Genomic DNA, 13106 nt, shown 5'->3' with positions numbered 1-13106 from the left:
CGCGCCCCGATCAAGTCGGTGCGGGGTGGCGGAGCCCATGGGGCACGGCCATCGAAGCCATCCGCCAGGACGAAAGGGCCATCCGAGCGCGGGCCGAGGCGGCGACGGTGAACGGACGCGCGGGACTGTCAGCGTCGTGCGAGTGCCGCGCCGCGGCGGATGCGAACCTGCGAGGTTCGGCCGCTCTTCAACCGGCGACGGCTCGGAGGCTGCCGGGTGTACGGCCGATCAGGGCGTCGAGGGCGGCGGCGGTCGGTTCGTCGGCGGGGAGGTAGATCATGATGTATTGATCATCGTCGGCCGAGAGCGAGAGCGTTTCGTAGGCCAGGCGGAGCATGCCCGCTTCGGGGTGCTCGAGGCGGCCGACGCCATTGTGGTCGGGCAGGCCGGGGATGTTCTCCATGCGGCGGGTGAATTCCTCGCCGACGGTGAGGGTGAGTTCGTCGATGAGCGCGCCGACCTGCGGATCGGAGCGGCCGGGACCCTGTTTCAGCGTGGCAACCACCTTGTCCGCCTTGTGTTCCCAGTCAGGGTAGGCGGTGCGGGCGCGCGGGTCGGTGAGTACGTAGCGGGCGTAACTGCCCGGCCATCCGGCATCGAGCAGGCCGATGGGTTCCATCAGCCGCCGGTAACCGGTGGTGCTGGCGAGCAGTTCGCTGAGCCGGTTCATCACCACGGCAGGTGCGGGTTCGAGTTGTTCGAGGATCGCCTGGATCGCGGGGCGCACGGCCCGGTTCGGGCCCGCGCCGCCGAGGCAGCTGAAGCCGGGATCGGAGGCTTTGCCGAGCTGATGCAGGTGCACCCGCTGATTCCTGGTCAGCTGGAGTGCATCGGCGATCGAGGACAGTACGGACACCGACGGATTCCGGTCGCGCCCCTGCTCCAACCTGATCAGGTATTCGACACTGACTCCGGCCAGAGTGGCGAGTTCCGCGCGCCGCAAACCAGGGGTGCGCCGACGCGCGCCGCTGGGTAACCCCACCTCGGCAGGCGTGGTCGCCTCCCTGCGGGTACGCAGGAACAGCCCCAGCTCGTTGTCACTCACCTTTCGAAGGTACCAAGGTTGGCAAGGCCGAGAGTGTCCCTGCCACTACCACTCTCAGTGTGGTCTCCCTACTCGATCTCCTGGGCAGCAGAGTCGTTGACAGCGGTCGACCGGCCGCCAGCGCATCTCGAAGGAGACCACAATGACCAGCACGCCTCTGCGCCTCGCGGTGATCATCGGCAGCGTCCGGGAGGGCCGTTTCGGTCCGGTGGTCGCGCATTGGTTCGTCGAGCAGGCGCGTGAGCACGGCGGATTCGAGGTCGATCTGATCGATCTGGCGGAGGTGGAGTTGCCGCATGAACTGCCCGCCGTGCCGTTGGTGATGGAGCCCAATCCGGCCCGCCCGCAGGGCATGCTCGATCTGACCGCCCGGTTGGCGGCGGCCGACGCCATGGTGATCGTGACGCCGGATATCAATCGCAGCTATCCGGCCTCGCTCAAGACCGCCATCGACTGGCATCTGGCCGAATGGGACCGGAAGACGGTCGGTTTCGTCGGGTACAGCGGCAAGAGCGGTGGTCTGCTCGCGGTCGAACACCTGCGGCAGGTGTTCAGCGAGCTCAATGCACACACGGTGAAGGATTTCGTATCGTTCCCGCGCTACTTCCTGCTCTTCGATCAGCAAGGTCAACTGCTGGATCCGACCGAGCCGGAGCAGACCGCGGCCCGCATGCTGGACCAGATCCATTGGTGGGCAAGCGCTCTCACCGCGGCCCGCGAAGTTCCGGCTGCCGTTTGAGGCGGGCGCGGACCCGGCGCGGCACGGTTGCCCGATATGGGCGAAGGTTGCGGCCGATGCGCGGGGGTTACCGAAGGCCGCTAACGTTTCCCGGGTGACCGCTTACTCCAGTGATCTCGAACTCGCCCTGCGGCTGGCCGACGCGGCCGACGCCATTACCCGCGATCGGTTCGGCGCGCTCGATCTGAAGATCGACGCGAAGCCGGATCTGACCCCGGTGTCGGACGCCGACCTGGCCGTGGAGCGGATGGTGCGTGAGGTGCTCGGCTCCGAGCGCCCGGCGGATCTGGTGCTCGGTGAGGAATTCGGCGGGGATGCCGAGTTCACCGGCCGTCAGTGGGTGATCGATCCGATCGACGGGACCAAGAATTTCGTGCGCGGGGTGCCGGTCTGGGCCTCGCTCATCTCACTGCTCGAGGACGGCGTGCCGGTGGTGGGCGTGGTGAGCGCCCCGGCGCTGTCGCGGCGCTGGTGGGCGGCGGCGGGCGCGGGCGCGTGGACGAGTTTCGAGGGGGCCGACCCCAAGGCCATCTCGGTGTCGGCGGTGGCCGAACTGGGTGCGGCGAGTCTGGCGATCTCCTCGCTCTCGGGCTGGCGGGCCATCGGCCGGCGGGCCAAGTTGATCGCGCTCAGCGATGAGGTGTGGCGGACCCGCGGCTACGGCGACTTCTTCGGCTACACGCTGCTGGCGGAGGGCGCGGTGGATATCGTCACCGAACCCGAACTGTCGCTGTGGGATATGGCCGCGCTGGACATTCTGATCCGGGAGGCGGGTGGCACCTTCACCTCCCTCGATGGCAATCCGGGCCCGCACGGCGGTAGTGCGGTGGCGACCAATTCCCATCTGCAGGACCAGGTGCTGGCCGCATTGGCCGCCTGAGCTTCGTACGCACGAACGCCCCCGCATCGATTGCGGGGGCGTTCGTGTTCATGCACGTGGAGATCTAGGCGGAACCGCCACCGCCACCACCGTTAGGTGTGCCGATGAGCACCCCAACGAGGCCGCTGAGCAGACTGGTAACTACAGAGACGAGTCCTGACAACATAACCAATCCTCCTTTCGTCTCATCGAAAAACGTAGTGAGGCTTGACAGTTGGCGTGACCGAAACGAAATAACCGCATAGCGTTCCGACTTATGCAAAACTCGCCATACAGTGAATCACTATGCACACAACCGTTTTTGACGCGTTTATTGCGCAATCATATTGGGTAAGAACACTACCCGATGGGTGCACATCGGAATACCTGTCGCATCAAGGAATTCGGAGCGGAGCGGTAGCCGGATGGCCGACAATCCGCGACGATCACGCCGCGGGAGCGCCACCACCCTTGGACGAGCCGGTGCTCAGTCCGGCGAGCAGGTCGACCAGCGCCTTCACCAGCGGGGAGCAGGTCGGATTGGTATTCGAGGTGCAGCCGATCTCGCTCGATCCGGCAGAACCGGAGGTCGCGACCGGCGCGGCGCCGATGGACGCCGCCGCGGCGGAACCGAATTGCAGAGGCAGCAGGAGCGCACCCGCTACGGCGAATCCGGCAATTGAACGCTTCATCAATGTCCCTATCTGTTCGATCGTGTCCCGACGAAACTGGACGGTAGTGAAACGTAAACCTTTCCCAAAGACCCGAATTCCTTGGTGACGTGACAACTATCCGAGAAGGCGCAGGGTAGGCCAGGTTTCGGCCCAGGGCAGCCGGAGCGCGCGGCATACGTAAAGGGTCCTGCCCTGTTCGTCGTTGTCGATGCCGAGACCGTTGTCGATGCGGCCGACCTGCTCGGCATCGGCGCACAAGCGGGTTATGCGACCCGGATTCAGGCCGACCGCGAGCACCGGACGACCATCCGAAGGTGGACCCCACCACCAGTAGGCGTTGTGCGGGCTGTGCGGAGTGGGGAGTCCCTGGGCACCGCCGAACCGTTCGATGGCCGCGGCCTCGCCGTAGTTGGCGGTGAGGATCTCGGCATCGGGTGCGAAACGGGTACGGGTGTCGGCGATCTGACGCACGAAGGCGGGCCAGCCGATGGTCTCGCCCGCGTCGTAGTCGATGGCGAGTATCGGGGAATCACGCAGGGCCGTGACCGGGAGTACGGGCAGGAACAAGACCGCGGAGACCACCGCATTGAGGGCGACCGCGAAAGCCACTGCGGCGCTGCGTGTCCGGTGGCCCGAAAGTTTCGCCACCAGTCCCACCGCTCCGGCCGCCAGCAATAGCGGATACATGACACCGAGGTAGTACGCCTTCCCGCCCGCGAGTGCGTAGAGCCCGAACAACAGCACGTAGGCGAGAGTGAAGGCGCGATAGCGCGGATGCCGCCCCAGCCGATAGAGCCCGAATATCCACAGCGGCACCAGGAACGGGCCCATCAGGCCGAATTGCAGGAGCACGAAGGCGATCGGCGAGTTGGAGGTGCCGGAAGAACCGCCCGCGATGGATCGACTCAGCTCCCACTGCGGCCAGCCATTGCGCGACTGCCAATATAGGTAAGGCAGCGCGAGTAGCCCCGCGAGCACCATGGCCAAGGGAAAGTATTTGGTGGCGAAGACCTTTCGCGGCCCGATCATCGCAACCGACAGCGCCAGCGCCAGCAGTGGAATCGCCATCAGCGCCTTGTTCTGCAGGCCCACTCCGGCCAGTACGCCGATCGCCAGCCACCAGCGTGGATCGGAATCCGTTCGCAGCAAACGCAATACCAGCACGGTGATGCCGGACCAGATGGCCAGGTCGAAAATCGTTGTCCCGAGCAGATGTCCGACCCCCATAACCAGCGCTGCCGAAGCGACCGCCGCGGCCGAGAGCGTTCGCGCCGTCACTCCCCCGCCGAGTTCACGGGCCATCCAGCCCGCACAGAGCACCACGGCGACCGCCGCGAGTATCGCCGGAATCCTTAGCAGCACCAGCGATTCCGAATCGATCGCGGCCATCCCCCGCGCGATCAGCGGAACCAGCGGTGGTTGATCGGCGTATCCCCAGTCCAGCCGCCGCCCCGCGGCCAGGAAGTACATTTCGTCCCGGTGATATCCGTACCGATTCGCACAGCTCAGCAAAACCGCCGCGAATATGCCCGCCACCCAGTACATTCGGTCAGCCTGTCAAAATTCGATGAACGCCGGGTGTGATTCGCCCGTCCCCCCGTGCGAGCCCGACGCGGGGCTGCGGTCCCCTACGCCGGGAGGTGGTGCTGTCAGCCCGCGGAGGCGGTGCCGCCGGTGGGGGCGGCCGAGCCGGTCGTGCCGGCGATGGGGCTGTAGCCCGATCCGGAGTTACCCGAACCGGTATTGATCTGCCCCGAGCCGGTGCCCGCGGCACTGGATCCGCCATTGCCGATCTGGACCGATCCGAGTCCGACGGCGGAGCCGGAGTCGCCACCGCCGCCGTTGCCGGAGCCGGTGTCGATACCGCCCTCGGTGACGGTGCCGATGTCCTGCAGCGGGATGCCTTCGGCGGATGCGCTCGGGGCGGCGGCGATGAAGAGTGCGATCGCAATCGCGCCGGTGGTACCTACCAGCGTTTTCATTTAGGGAGACCTCCATTTGGGGTGCAATGGTGCGCCGACACCGTAGCCCACCCGCAACCCATATGAAGGGTGTTTGTTTCACTATTCGCCATGGCGCATTGGAGACTTGCGAAACCACCGCGTTGACCAGCCGATTCGACAACCCTCGACGTCAGTTCTTACTCTGAAGTAAGATAGTCTTACTCTGGAGTAAGATTGCTGGGCAGGATCACCCTCCACACTCAAGAAAACTGGTGATTATGAGCACTCGAGACACCGCAAAGACGCGACGTCCGGATACCTCCGCCGTGGGCCTGAACCCGGTCAAGCGCGACTGGATGGGCGCGGCCATGCGGGTCATGACGACCATCACGGGGTCCGAACTCGCGGAGAAGTACAACCTGCGCAAGCCCATCGAGCGTATTACGTACGAGGGCACCAAGACCGGTTTCCGCAGCCTCGGCGCCGCGACCCGCGTCTTCGAGAAGGTTTCCGGTGGTGGTGCGCCGAAGCGGCTGCCCGCCAACGAGTCCAAGAAGAAGGACTACTTCGACCTGACCCCCACCGATGATCAGCAGATGATCGTCGAGACGGTCCGCGAGTTCGCCGCCGAGATCCTGCGTCCGGCCGCCTACGACGCCGACAATGCCGCCAAGGCTCCGCGCGATCTGCTCGAGCGCGCTTCCGAGCTGGGCATCACCCTGATCAATGTGCCCGAGGAGTTCGAGGGCGCCGCCGCCGAGCGTGGCGCGGTCACCAATTCCCTTGTGGCCGAGGCGCTCGCGCACGGCGATATGGGTTTGGCGCTGCCGCTGCTCGCGCCGAGCGGTGTGGCCGTGGCACTGTCCCAGTGGGGCACCGACGCGCAGCAGAAGACCTACCTGGGTTCGTTCGCCGGTGAGAATGTGCCGCAGGCGTCGGTGGTCATCTCCGAGCCGCAGGCGCTGTTCGATCCGTTCGCGCTGAAGACCAAGGCCACCCGCTCGCCCAGCGGTTACCGTCTGAACGGTGTGAAGAGCCTGGTTCCGGCCGCGGGCGATGCCGAATTGTTCATCGTGGCAGCCGAACTCGACGGTCGTCCGGCGTTCTTCATCGTGGAGTCGGACACGCAGGGTGTGGTCGTGGAGGCCGATCCCTCGATGGGTCTGCGGGCCGCGGGTCTGGGCCGATTGATCCTGGACAATGTCGCCGTCTCGACCAACGCCCTGCTGGGTGATGCCGAAACCGCCCAGCGCTCGGAGGATTACGCGGACGCCGTGCGCCTGGCCCGCCTGGGCTGGTCGTCGCTGGCGGTCGGTACCGGTCAGGCCGTACTGGACTATGTGATTCCGTATGTGAAGGAGCGGGAGGCGTTCGGCGAGCCGATCGCGCACCGCCAGGCGGTGGCCTTCATGGTCGCCAATATGGCCATCGAGCTCGACGGTCTCCGTCTCGTGACCCTGCGGGGTGCGTCACGCGCGGAGCAGGGCCTGTCGTTCGCTCGCGAGGCCGGTCTGGCTCGCAAGCTGGCCACCGACAAGGGCATGCAGATCGGCCTGGACGGCGTGCAGCTGCTCGGCGGTCACGGCTTCACCAAGGAACACCCGGTGGAGCGCTGGTACCGCGATCTTCGTGCCATCGGCGTTGCCGAGGGCGTCGTCCTTATCTGACCCGACTTCTCAACGGAGAGACCACTCATGATCAATCTCGAACTCCCCAAGAAGCTGCGGGCCAGCGCCAACCAGGCTCATCAGGTTGCCGCGGAGATCTTCCGTCCCGCTTCCCGCAAGTACGACCTCGCCGAGCACGAGTACCCGGTCGAGCTCGACACCATGGCCGCCATGATCGAGGGCCTGTCGGACTCGGGCGCGCAGGATGTCTCCGGCGCCACCGGTGGCCGTAAGGCCAAGGGCGGCGACGCCGAGCCGGATGTGCACGCGGCCGAACTGCTCGGAAACACCAACGGCGGCAATATGTCCGCGCTGATGAACGCCCTGGAGACCTGCTGGGGCGATGCCGGGCTCATGCTGTCCATCCCCTACCAGGGCCTGGGCAATGCCGCGATCGCCGCGGTCGCCACCGATGAGCAGCTGGAGCGGTTCGGCAAGGTGTGGGCCGCCATGGCCATCACCGAGCCGTCCTTCGGTTCGGACTCGGCGGCGGTCTCCACCACCGCCACCCTCGATGGTGACGAGTGGGTGCTGAACGGCACCAAGATCTTCGTGACCGCCGGTTCGCGCGCCACCCATATCGTGGTGTGGGCGACGGTGGACAAGTCGCTGGGTCGTGCGGCCATCAAGTCCTTCGTGGTGCCGCGTGATGCCAAGGGCCTGACCGTTTCTCGCCTCGAGCACAAGCTGGGCATCAAGGCCTCCGATACCGCGGAGATCCGCTTCGAGGATTGCCGTATCCCGAAGGACAACATCCTCGGTTCGCCGGAAGTCAATGTGGAGAAGGGTTTCGCGGGCGTCATGCAGACGTTCGACAACACCCGTCCCCTGGTGGCCGCCATGGCCGTCGGCGTCGGTCGTGCTGCCCTCGAAGAGCTCCGCAAGGTCCTCTCCGATGCCGGTATCGAGATCGACTACGACAAGCCCGCGAACAACCAGTCCGCCGCCGCCGCCGAATTCCTGCGCATGGAAGCGGATTTCGAATCCGCCTACCTGCTGTCGCTGCGCGCGGCCTGGATGGCCGACAACAAGAAGCCCAACTCCCTCGAGGCTTCGATGTCCAAGGCCAAGGCCGGCCGCATGGGCACCGACGTGACTCTCAAGGCCGTCGAACTCGCGGGCGCGACGGGCTACTCCCAGCGCACCCTGCTGGAGAAGTGGGGCCGCGACTCGAAGATTCTCGACATCTTCGAAGGCACCCAGCAGATCCAGCAACTCATCGTGGCCCGCCGCATCCTGAACCTGGGCAGCGACAAGCTGAAGTAACCTCCGGTACAACGGAAAACCGGTGTGTGTTCCCCTCCAGGACGCACACCGGTTTTTTTCGTGTCCGCGGGACGGATCAGAATCGGCCGATAAGGTTTGGCCCGCCCTGCTGTGGTAAATCCTTGGGGATAGCTTTACCAAGCGATGGGATGAGATGTGTTATGACGCAACAGCAATCGTCCGTTCTCGGTATCGAGGCCATGCCTCGGGGTGGACCGGGAGCGTCGAGGCTGGACCAATTCCTACAGACTGATCGACTCGAGTTCACGGATCGGTATGACGTGTCCGATGTGGTGAAACAGCGGGTGGTGGATGCGCTGGACCGGATCGGACATCGGTTCGGGGTGTTCGAGTCCAATGCGCGGTTGGCGCTGGAATTGGTTGCGGGGGTGGAGAATCCGCGGATTCTGGAGCTCGGGGCGGGACATGGGCGGTTGTCGGCGCGAATTCTGGAGCTGCGCCCGGATGTGCGGGTGACCGCGACCGACCTCGATCCGGCATCGGTGGCCGTGATGGCGGCGGGGCCACTGGGCGCGGACCCGAGGGCCACCGTGCGGGTGACGGATGGGACCGCGATCGAAGATCCCGACGGTAGTTATGACCTGGTGGTGTGGGCGGCCGGTTTTCATCATCTGCCGCCGGGCGTCGCGGCGCGGGCGATCGCCGATGCCACCCGGGTGGGACGCAGATTCCTTGTGGTGGACGGCATTCGGCCGTCGGGGCCCGCCTTGCTCGTCCGAATCATGCTGTTTCCGCTGATGATGCTCTTGATCGGTGCACTGGCGCGACTCCCACTCGCGACCATCCCGCCAACCCTGCACGACGGGCTCATCACCCGCCTGCGGCTCTACAGCGTGTCGGCGTTCGAGGCGCTGGCAGCCGAATCGAATATCTCGGTCGAGTTCAGGATCGAGGGCAGTCCCGAGCGCGATCATCCGGTCATCTTCACCAGATCCCAACCACCGACAAGATAGATTGTCTTGACAAATTAATTTGTCGGTAGCAGCCTGGAACGCGTGTTGGATGTCGCCGTCATCGAAGAGCCCGCCGCGGCCGAGGCGTCTTTGGACCCGATTCGGTCGCGGATTCTCGCCGCGCTGAGCGAGCCCGGATCGGCCGCCATGTTGGCCGGTCGACTGGGTTTGCCCAGGCAGAAGGTGAATTACCACCTCAAGGAGTTGGAGCGGCACGGGCTGGTCGAGCTGGCTGTTGAGCGCCGCAAGGGCAACGTCACCGAGCGGGTGTATCAGGCCACGGCCGCCTCCTATGTCATCTCACCGAGCGCCTTGGGGGCGGTCAGCCCGGATCCCGCGCGGGCCCCGGATCAGCTCTCGGCGCGCTGGTTGCTCGCCCTGGGGTCGCGGCTGGTGCAGGAGGTCGGGGCACTGCTGACCGGCGCCCAGCGCGCCCAGCGACGGGTCGCCACCTTCGGAATCGATGCCGAGATCCGGTTCGCCACCGCGGGCGATCGGGCGGCGTTCACACAGGAATTGGCGCAGGCGGTGACGACGCTGGTCGGCCGGTATCACGATGAATCCGCGCCGGGTGGTCGGGACCATCGGGTGATCGTGGGCCTGCACCAGATTCCCACCGCGCGGCCCGCCGCGACGGAGCACGCACCGGACACCGAATCCCCAGCGGAACAGGAGAACTGAGAGCTCTACACCTTCCATCACAGCCCCACCGGTATGGCGGTCATGTTCCATCACCTGTTCGCCCCGAATACCGCTGGCGCGGAGGCCGCTTGGCAGCGGTGGCTCACCGCACTCGTCGCCTGACAATCGAAAAACCGCAACCGATAAGGAGATTCACATGCGCACTCTGATCAGCACCGCCTTCATCTCGCTCGACGGTGTAGTTGAGGGCCCGGGCGGCGAGCCCGGCTACCGCAACTCCGGCTGGACCTTCAAGGATATCGAGTTCGACCCGGCAGCTTTCGAGATCAAGGGCCGTGAGCAGCAGGAGTCCAGTGCGATGCTGTTGGGCCGGGTCAGCTACCAGGCGTTCAGCCCGGTGTGGCCGGACATGGACGATTTCGCCGATTACAAGAAGATGCCGAAGTACGTGGTCTCCACCACGCTCGCCGAGAGCGATCTGGTCACCAACTGGGGCGAGACCACCATCCTGCGCTCCCTCGATGATGTCGCCGCGCTCAAGGAGACCGACGGTGGCCCGATCATCATCCACGGCAGCGCCTCACTCAACCAAAGCCTCTCCGACGCGGGACTTATCGACCGCTACCACCTGCTGGTCTTCCCGCTGCTGCTCGGCGCGGGCAAGCGCCTGTTCAGCACCACGGACAAGGACACCCGGAAGCTGAAGCTGATCGAGTCCGAGTCCTACTCGAACGGCTTGCAGAAGAACGTCTTCGACGTCATCCAGTAGGGTAATTGCCCTCCGGGGCCGGCAAGATGTTCACGACGTTCACTTCTTCGGATACGGGCGTGGGCGGAGGGATGGGTGGGGGTGAAACCGCCGCCATATTCCACCAACGAACCGCTGAGGTAGTCCCGCAGCGCGGGACCGTACCCGAGATCGGTGGCGACCTGGTCCGCGAGGCATTCGCCGCGCCAGCGCAGCCACGCCCGTGGAAAGGGTTGCAGCAAACAGAGTGTGGCCAGGACCCCAATTCGCAAACCGCGCGAACAGCCATGCCAGACAACGGATTACGAGAACAGCGAGGGCCACCCCCAGACCCGCCCACACCGCGAGGCTCCGCAAGAGCACAAAGGTGGCCACGCCCCACGGCAGCGTGATGATCAACCGGGTCACCGGGAACAGTCGAACTTCGAGGCGTGCGAGTCCGATGAAGCGGTAGGTGGGCACCCCGGGCGGAAAGTCCATGGACCTGATCAGAGCTCCCTCGCGCCGCGACGCTCGATATCGTCGCGGACCAACACTCGTGCGACCGGAATCAGCTTGGCCAGTGGGAAACCCGCTCCGGGAGAGCGCTACTTCAGGGTGCCCACGACGGGGGGAATCCAGTTTCATGGCGCAGACTCACGGTCGGTTCGTATCGCGACATGTTCACGATACGAACCGGTCGACCGTGGCAGTAGCCCCCGCTTGTGCGGTCAGGAGAAGTCGGCGAGGTGGTCTGCGACCCACTCGGCGTAGGTGCGGGGTGCGTGTCCGGTGAGGTCTTCGACAAGCGAATTCACCTGTGCCGGTTTGCCTACCGTGGCGGCCATCAGATCGAAGAGGGCATGAACGAAGGCGGGGTCCATGAACTGCGCCAGCTGGGCGCGCACGGGTGCGTCGTCCAGCTCCTCGAAGGTCAGTGGGCGTCCCAGGGCCGCACCGAGAATCTCGACCTGCTCTGTCTGCGTGAGGGATTGGGGGCCGGTGAGGTCGTAGGCGCGGCCGCCGTGCCCGCCGAGCAGGACGGCCGCGACGACATCGGCGACATCGTTCTCATGGATTACCGATGCGGCGGCCTGCCCGTACGCGGCGCGGATCACCTCTCCCCCGGCCAGTTGCATGGCGAAGGACAGCGAGTTGATCGCCGGGAAGAGCAGACGCAGGAAGGTCCATTCGATTCCGGACGCCTCGATGGCGCGCTCCACATCCCGGTGGTACTGGGCGATCACATCGGGCTGCACCTGCGCCCCGTCGACCACCGCGCCCGAGGACAGGAACACGATGCGGCGCACACCCGCGCGGCGAGCCGCGGAAAGCAGTGGTGCGGCATCCATTCCGTACGGCAGCACCAGGAAGATCGATTCGACACCGGCGAGCGCGCTGTCGAGGGAATCGGCGGCGGTGAGATCCCCCGCCACCACCTGCGCACCGGCGGGCAGGTCGGCCGATTCCGGGCGACGGGTCAGCGCCCGGACCGGTTGCCCGGCAGCGAGCAGTGCGTCCACGGCCTGACGACCGAAGTGGGCGGTGGCACCGATAACCAAGAACATGTGACTTCCCTTCGTACCCGGCGGCGTTGGATCGGCCGCGCTTTCACGACTGTAACAGAACGGAATGTTCCATTCCACTCCAGAGCGGAGAAGTCTCACCGACTCCGAATATCCGGTGCTGGCGGCTGGGCCGCACCGGATATCCACGCCGTCGGTGACTACTCAATGCGCGGTGCGGGAGCGCAGGAGTGTGCGCAGTGCACCGGGTAGCGGCTGCGGATCACGCTGTCCGGGGGCGCGCAGGGCCCACGAGGTCAGGGTGAAGGCGGTGAAGACCAGGGGGCCGACCCAGCGCGGGACGGGGTCGCCCACCGCGACGTGGGAGGCGGCCGCACCGGCGTATACGAAAACCAGTCCGGCGTACGCCCATTCCTTCAGGCGCGGCAGGCCGGGGGCCACCACCGCGCCGACGGCCAGGAGTTTGGCGGTGCCGAGGATGGTGGCGAAGTACATGGGGTAGTGCAGTTCGTCGAAGGTGTCCCGCACGTAGGGGGTGCGCGCCAGGTCCCAGTAGGAACCGACCACGGATTCGGTGAGCACGATACCGGTGGTACCGATGAAGGCGGCGAACTTGGCGCGTTCGACGGGAGTGTCGCCCGCGACGGAATTGATCAGTGCGCCAATGCGACTCGCCGGCCTCACCGCATAGGCGGCGGGTGCGGGGTTCTCCGAGACGGCGGTCGCGGCGTGCACGGCGCTCATCGCTCGTCCACGATCTCGCCGGTCTCCACGGTGGCTTCCACGGTCAGCGCCATGGTCGCGCCGACCAGTGGAAAGCCTTGGGACGCACCGATCGCCGTGAGCATCTGCTCGGCCGACTCCCAGCGCCAGGTATCGGAGTAGCTGCCGTCCTCCAGCCGGGTGAGCCGGGTTTCGGTCAAACCGGGATTGTTGCGGCGGATGCCGTCGATGAGAGTGGTGCGCTGCGCCAGCATGGCGTCCAAATCGGCTGCCTCGACGCGGTAGTGATGAATCCGTACGACCGGCATGATGTCCGCTCCT

The 13106-nt window shown here is 65.7% G+C and carries 14 protein-coding genes; 7 read left to right on the top strand and 7 right to left on the bottom strand.

Annotated elements, in window-relative coordinates; translation table 11 throughout:
• Positions 1 to 187: 187 nt before the first annotated feature.
• The gene (locus OHB26_RS19310; protein WP_330178677.1) at positions 188 to 1045 is read right to left on the bottom strand and encodes a helix-turn-helix domain-containing protein; all 858 of its coding nucleotides are present in this window, start codon (positions 1043 to 1045) and stop codon (positions 188 to 190) included.
• A 142-nt stretch (positions 1046 to 1187) separates the two neighbouring features.
• On the opposite strand from OHB26_RS19310, the gene OHB26_RS19305 reads away from it, so the two are divergent.
• Positions 1188 to 1784 carry an NADPH-dependent FMN reductase gene (locus OHB26_RS19305; RefSeq protein ID WP_330178676.1) on the top strand — a complete coding sequence of 199 codons (597 nt, stop codon included), beginning with the start codon at positions 1188 to 1190 and terminating at the stop codon, positions 1782 to 1784.
• A gap of 94 nt (positions 1785 to 1878) precedes the next feature.
• A complete protein-coding gene (gene hisN, locus OHB26_RS19300; RefSeq protein WP_330178675.1) occupies positions 1879 to 2664 on the top strand; it encodes a histidinol-phosphatase in 786 nt (261 codons plus the stop codon).
• Between the two features lie 425 nt (positions 2665 to 3089).
• Here the strand turns inward: hisN and OHB26_RS19295 are convergent, their stop codons facing one another.
• The 3 genes from OHB26_RS19295 to OHB26_RS19285 all read right to left on the bottom strand — a co-directional run bounded on the left by OHB26_RS19295 (position 3090) and on the right by OHB26_RS19285 (position 5299).
• A complete protein-coding gene (locus OHB26_RS19295; RefSeq protein ID WP_330178674.1) occupies positions 3090 to 3335 on the bottom strand; it encodes a hypothetical protein in 246 nt (81 codons plus the stop codon).
• 96 nt (positions 3336 to 3431) lie between these two features.
• Complete coding sequence (locus tag OHB26_RS19290) at positions 3432 to 4862, bottom strand: glycosyltransferase family 39 protein (protein WP_330178673.1); 1431 nt, start codon at positions 4860 to 4862, stop codon at positions 3432 to 3434.
• A gap of 104 nt (positions 4863 to 4966) precedes the next feature.
• On the bottom strand, positions 4967 to 5299 hold the full coding sequence (locus OHB26_RS19285; protein ID WP_330178672.1) for a hypothetical protein: 333 nt from the start codon (positions 5297 to 5299) through the stop codon (positions 4967 to 4969).
• A gap of 233 nt (positions 5300 to 5532) precedes the next feature.
• Between OHB26_RS19285 and OHB26_RS19280 the strand changes: the two genes are divergently transcribed.
• The 5 genes from OHB26_RS19280 (at position 5533) to OHB26_RS19260 (ending at position 10578) form a co-directional block, all read left to right on the top strand.
• The gene (locus OHB26_RS19280) at positions 5533 to 6927 is read left to right on the top strand and encodes an acyl-CoA dehydrogenase family protein (RefSeq protein WP_442942680.1); all 1395 of its coding nucleotides are present in this window, start codon (positions 5533 to 5535) and stop codon (positions 6925 to 6927) included.
• A gap of 27 nt (positions 6928 to 6954) precedes the next feature.
• Positions 6955 to 8193, top strand: coding sequence for an acyl-CoA dehydrogenase family protein (locus OHB26_RS19275; protein WP_330178670.1), 1239 nt, complete (start codon positions 6955 to 6957; stop codon positions 8191 to 8193).
• 161 nt (positions 8194 to 8354) lie between these two features.
• The gene (locus OHB26_RS19270) at positions 8355 to 9167 is read left to right on the top strand and encodes a class I SAM-dependent methyltransferase (protein ID WP_442942679.1); all 813 of its coding nucleotides are present in this window, start codon (positions 8355 to 8357) and stop codon (positions 9165 to 9167) included.
• Positions 9168 to 9209: 42 nt separating this feature from the next.
• Positions 9210 to 9848: an ArsR/SmtB family transcription factor gene (locus OHB26_RS19265; protein ID WP_330178668.1), complete on the top strand. Its 639-nt coding sequence runs from the start codon at positions 9210 to 9212 to the stop codon at positions 9846 to 9848.
• A gap of 157 nt (positions 9849 to 10005) precedes the next feature.
• Positions 10006 to 10578 carry a dihydrofolate reductase family protein gene (locus OHB26_RS19260; protein WP_330178667.1) on the top strand — a complete coding sequence of 191 codons (573 nt, stop codon included), beginning with the start codon at positions 10006 to 10008 and terminating at the stop codon, positions 10576 to 10578.
• Positions 10579 to 11267: 689 nt separating this feature from the next.
• Here the strand turns inward: OHB26_RS19260 and OHB26_RS19255 are convergent.
• From OHB26_RS19255 to OHB26_RS19245, 3 genes are all read right to left on the bottom strand, one after another.
• Positions 11268 to 12104 (bottom strand): NAD(P)H-binding protein, encoded by an 837-nt coding sequence (locus tag OHB26_RS19255; RefSeq protein ID WP_330178666.1) that lies wholly within the window; start codon positions 12102 to 12104, stop codon positions 11268 to 11270.
• Positions 12105 to 12266: 162 nt separating this feature from the next.
• Complete coding sequence (locus OHB26_RS19250; protein WP_330178665.1) at positions 12267 to 12806, bottom strand: DoxX family protein; 540 nt, start codon at positions 12804 to 12806, stop codon at positions 12267 to 12269.
• A complete protein-coding gene (locus OHB26_RS19245; RefSeq protein WP_330178664.1) occupies positions 12803 to 13093 on the bottom strand; it encodes a hypothetical protein in 291 nt (96 codons plus the stop codon). Before OHB26_RS19245 ends, OHB26_RS19250 begins: the two co-directional genes overlap by 4 nt.
• Positions 13094 to 13106: the final 13 nt, after the last annotated feature.

The sequence above is a fragment of the Nocardia sp. NBC_01503 genome, from assembly GCF_036327755.1.
Taxonomy (GTDB): domain Bacteria; phylum Actinomycetota; class Actinomycetes; order Mycobacteriales; family Mycobacteriaceae; genus Nocardia.
This window is presented reverse-complemented; position numbering and strand designations above follow the sequence as displayed.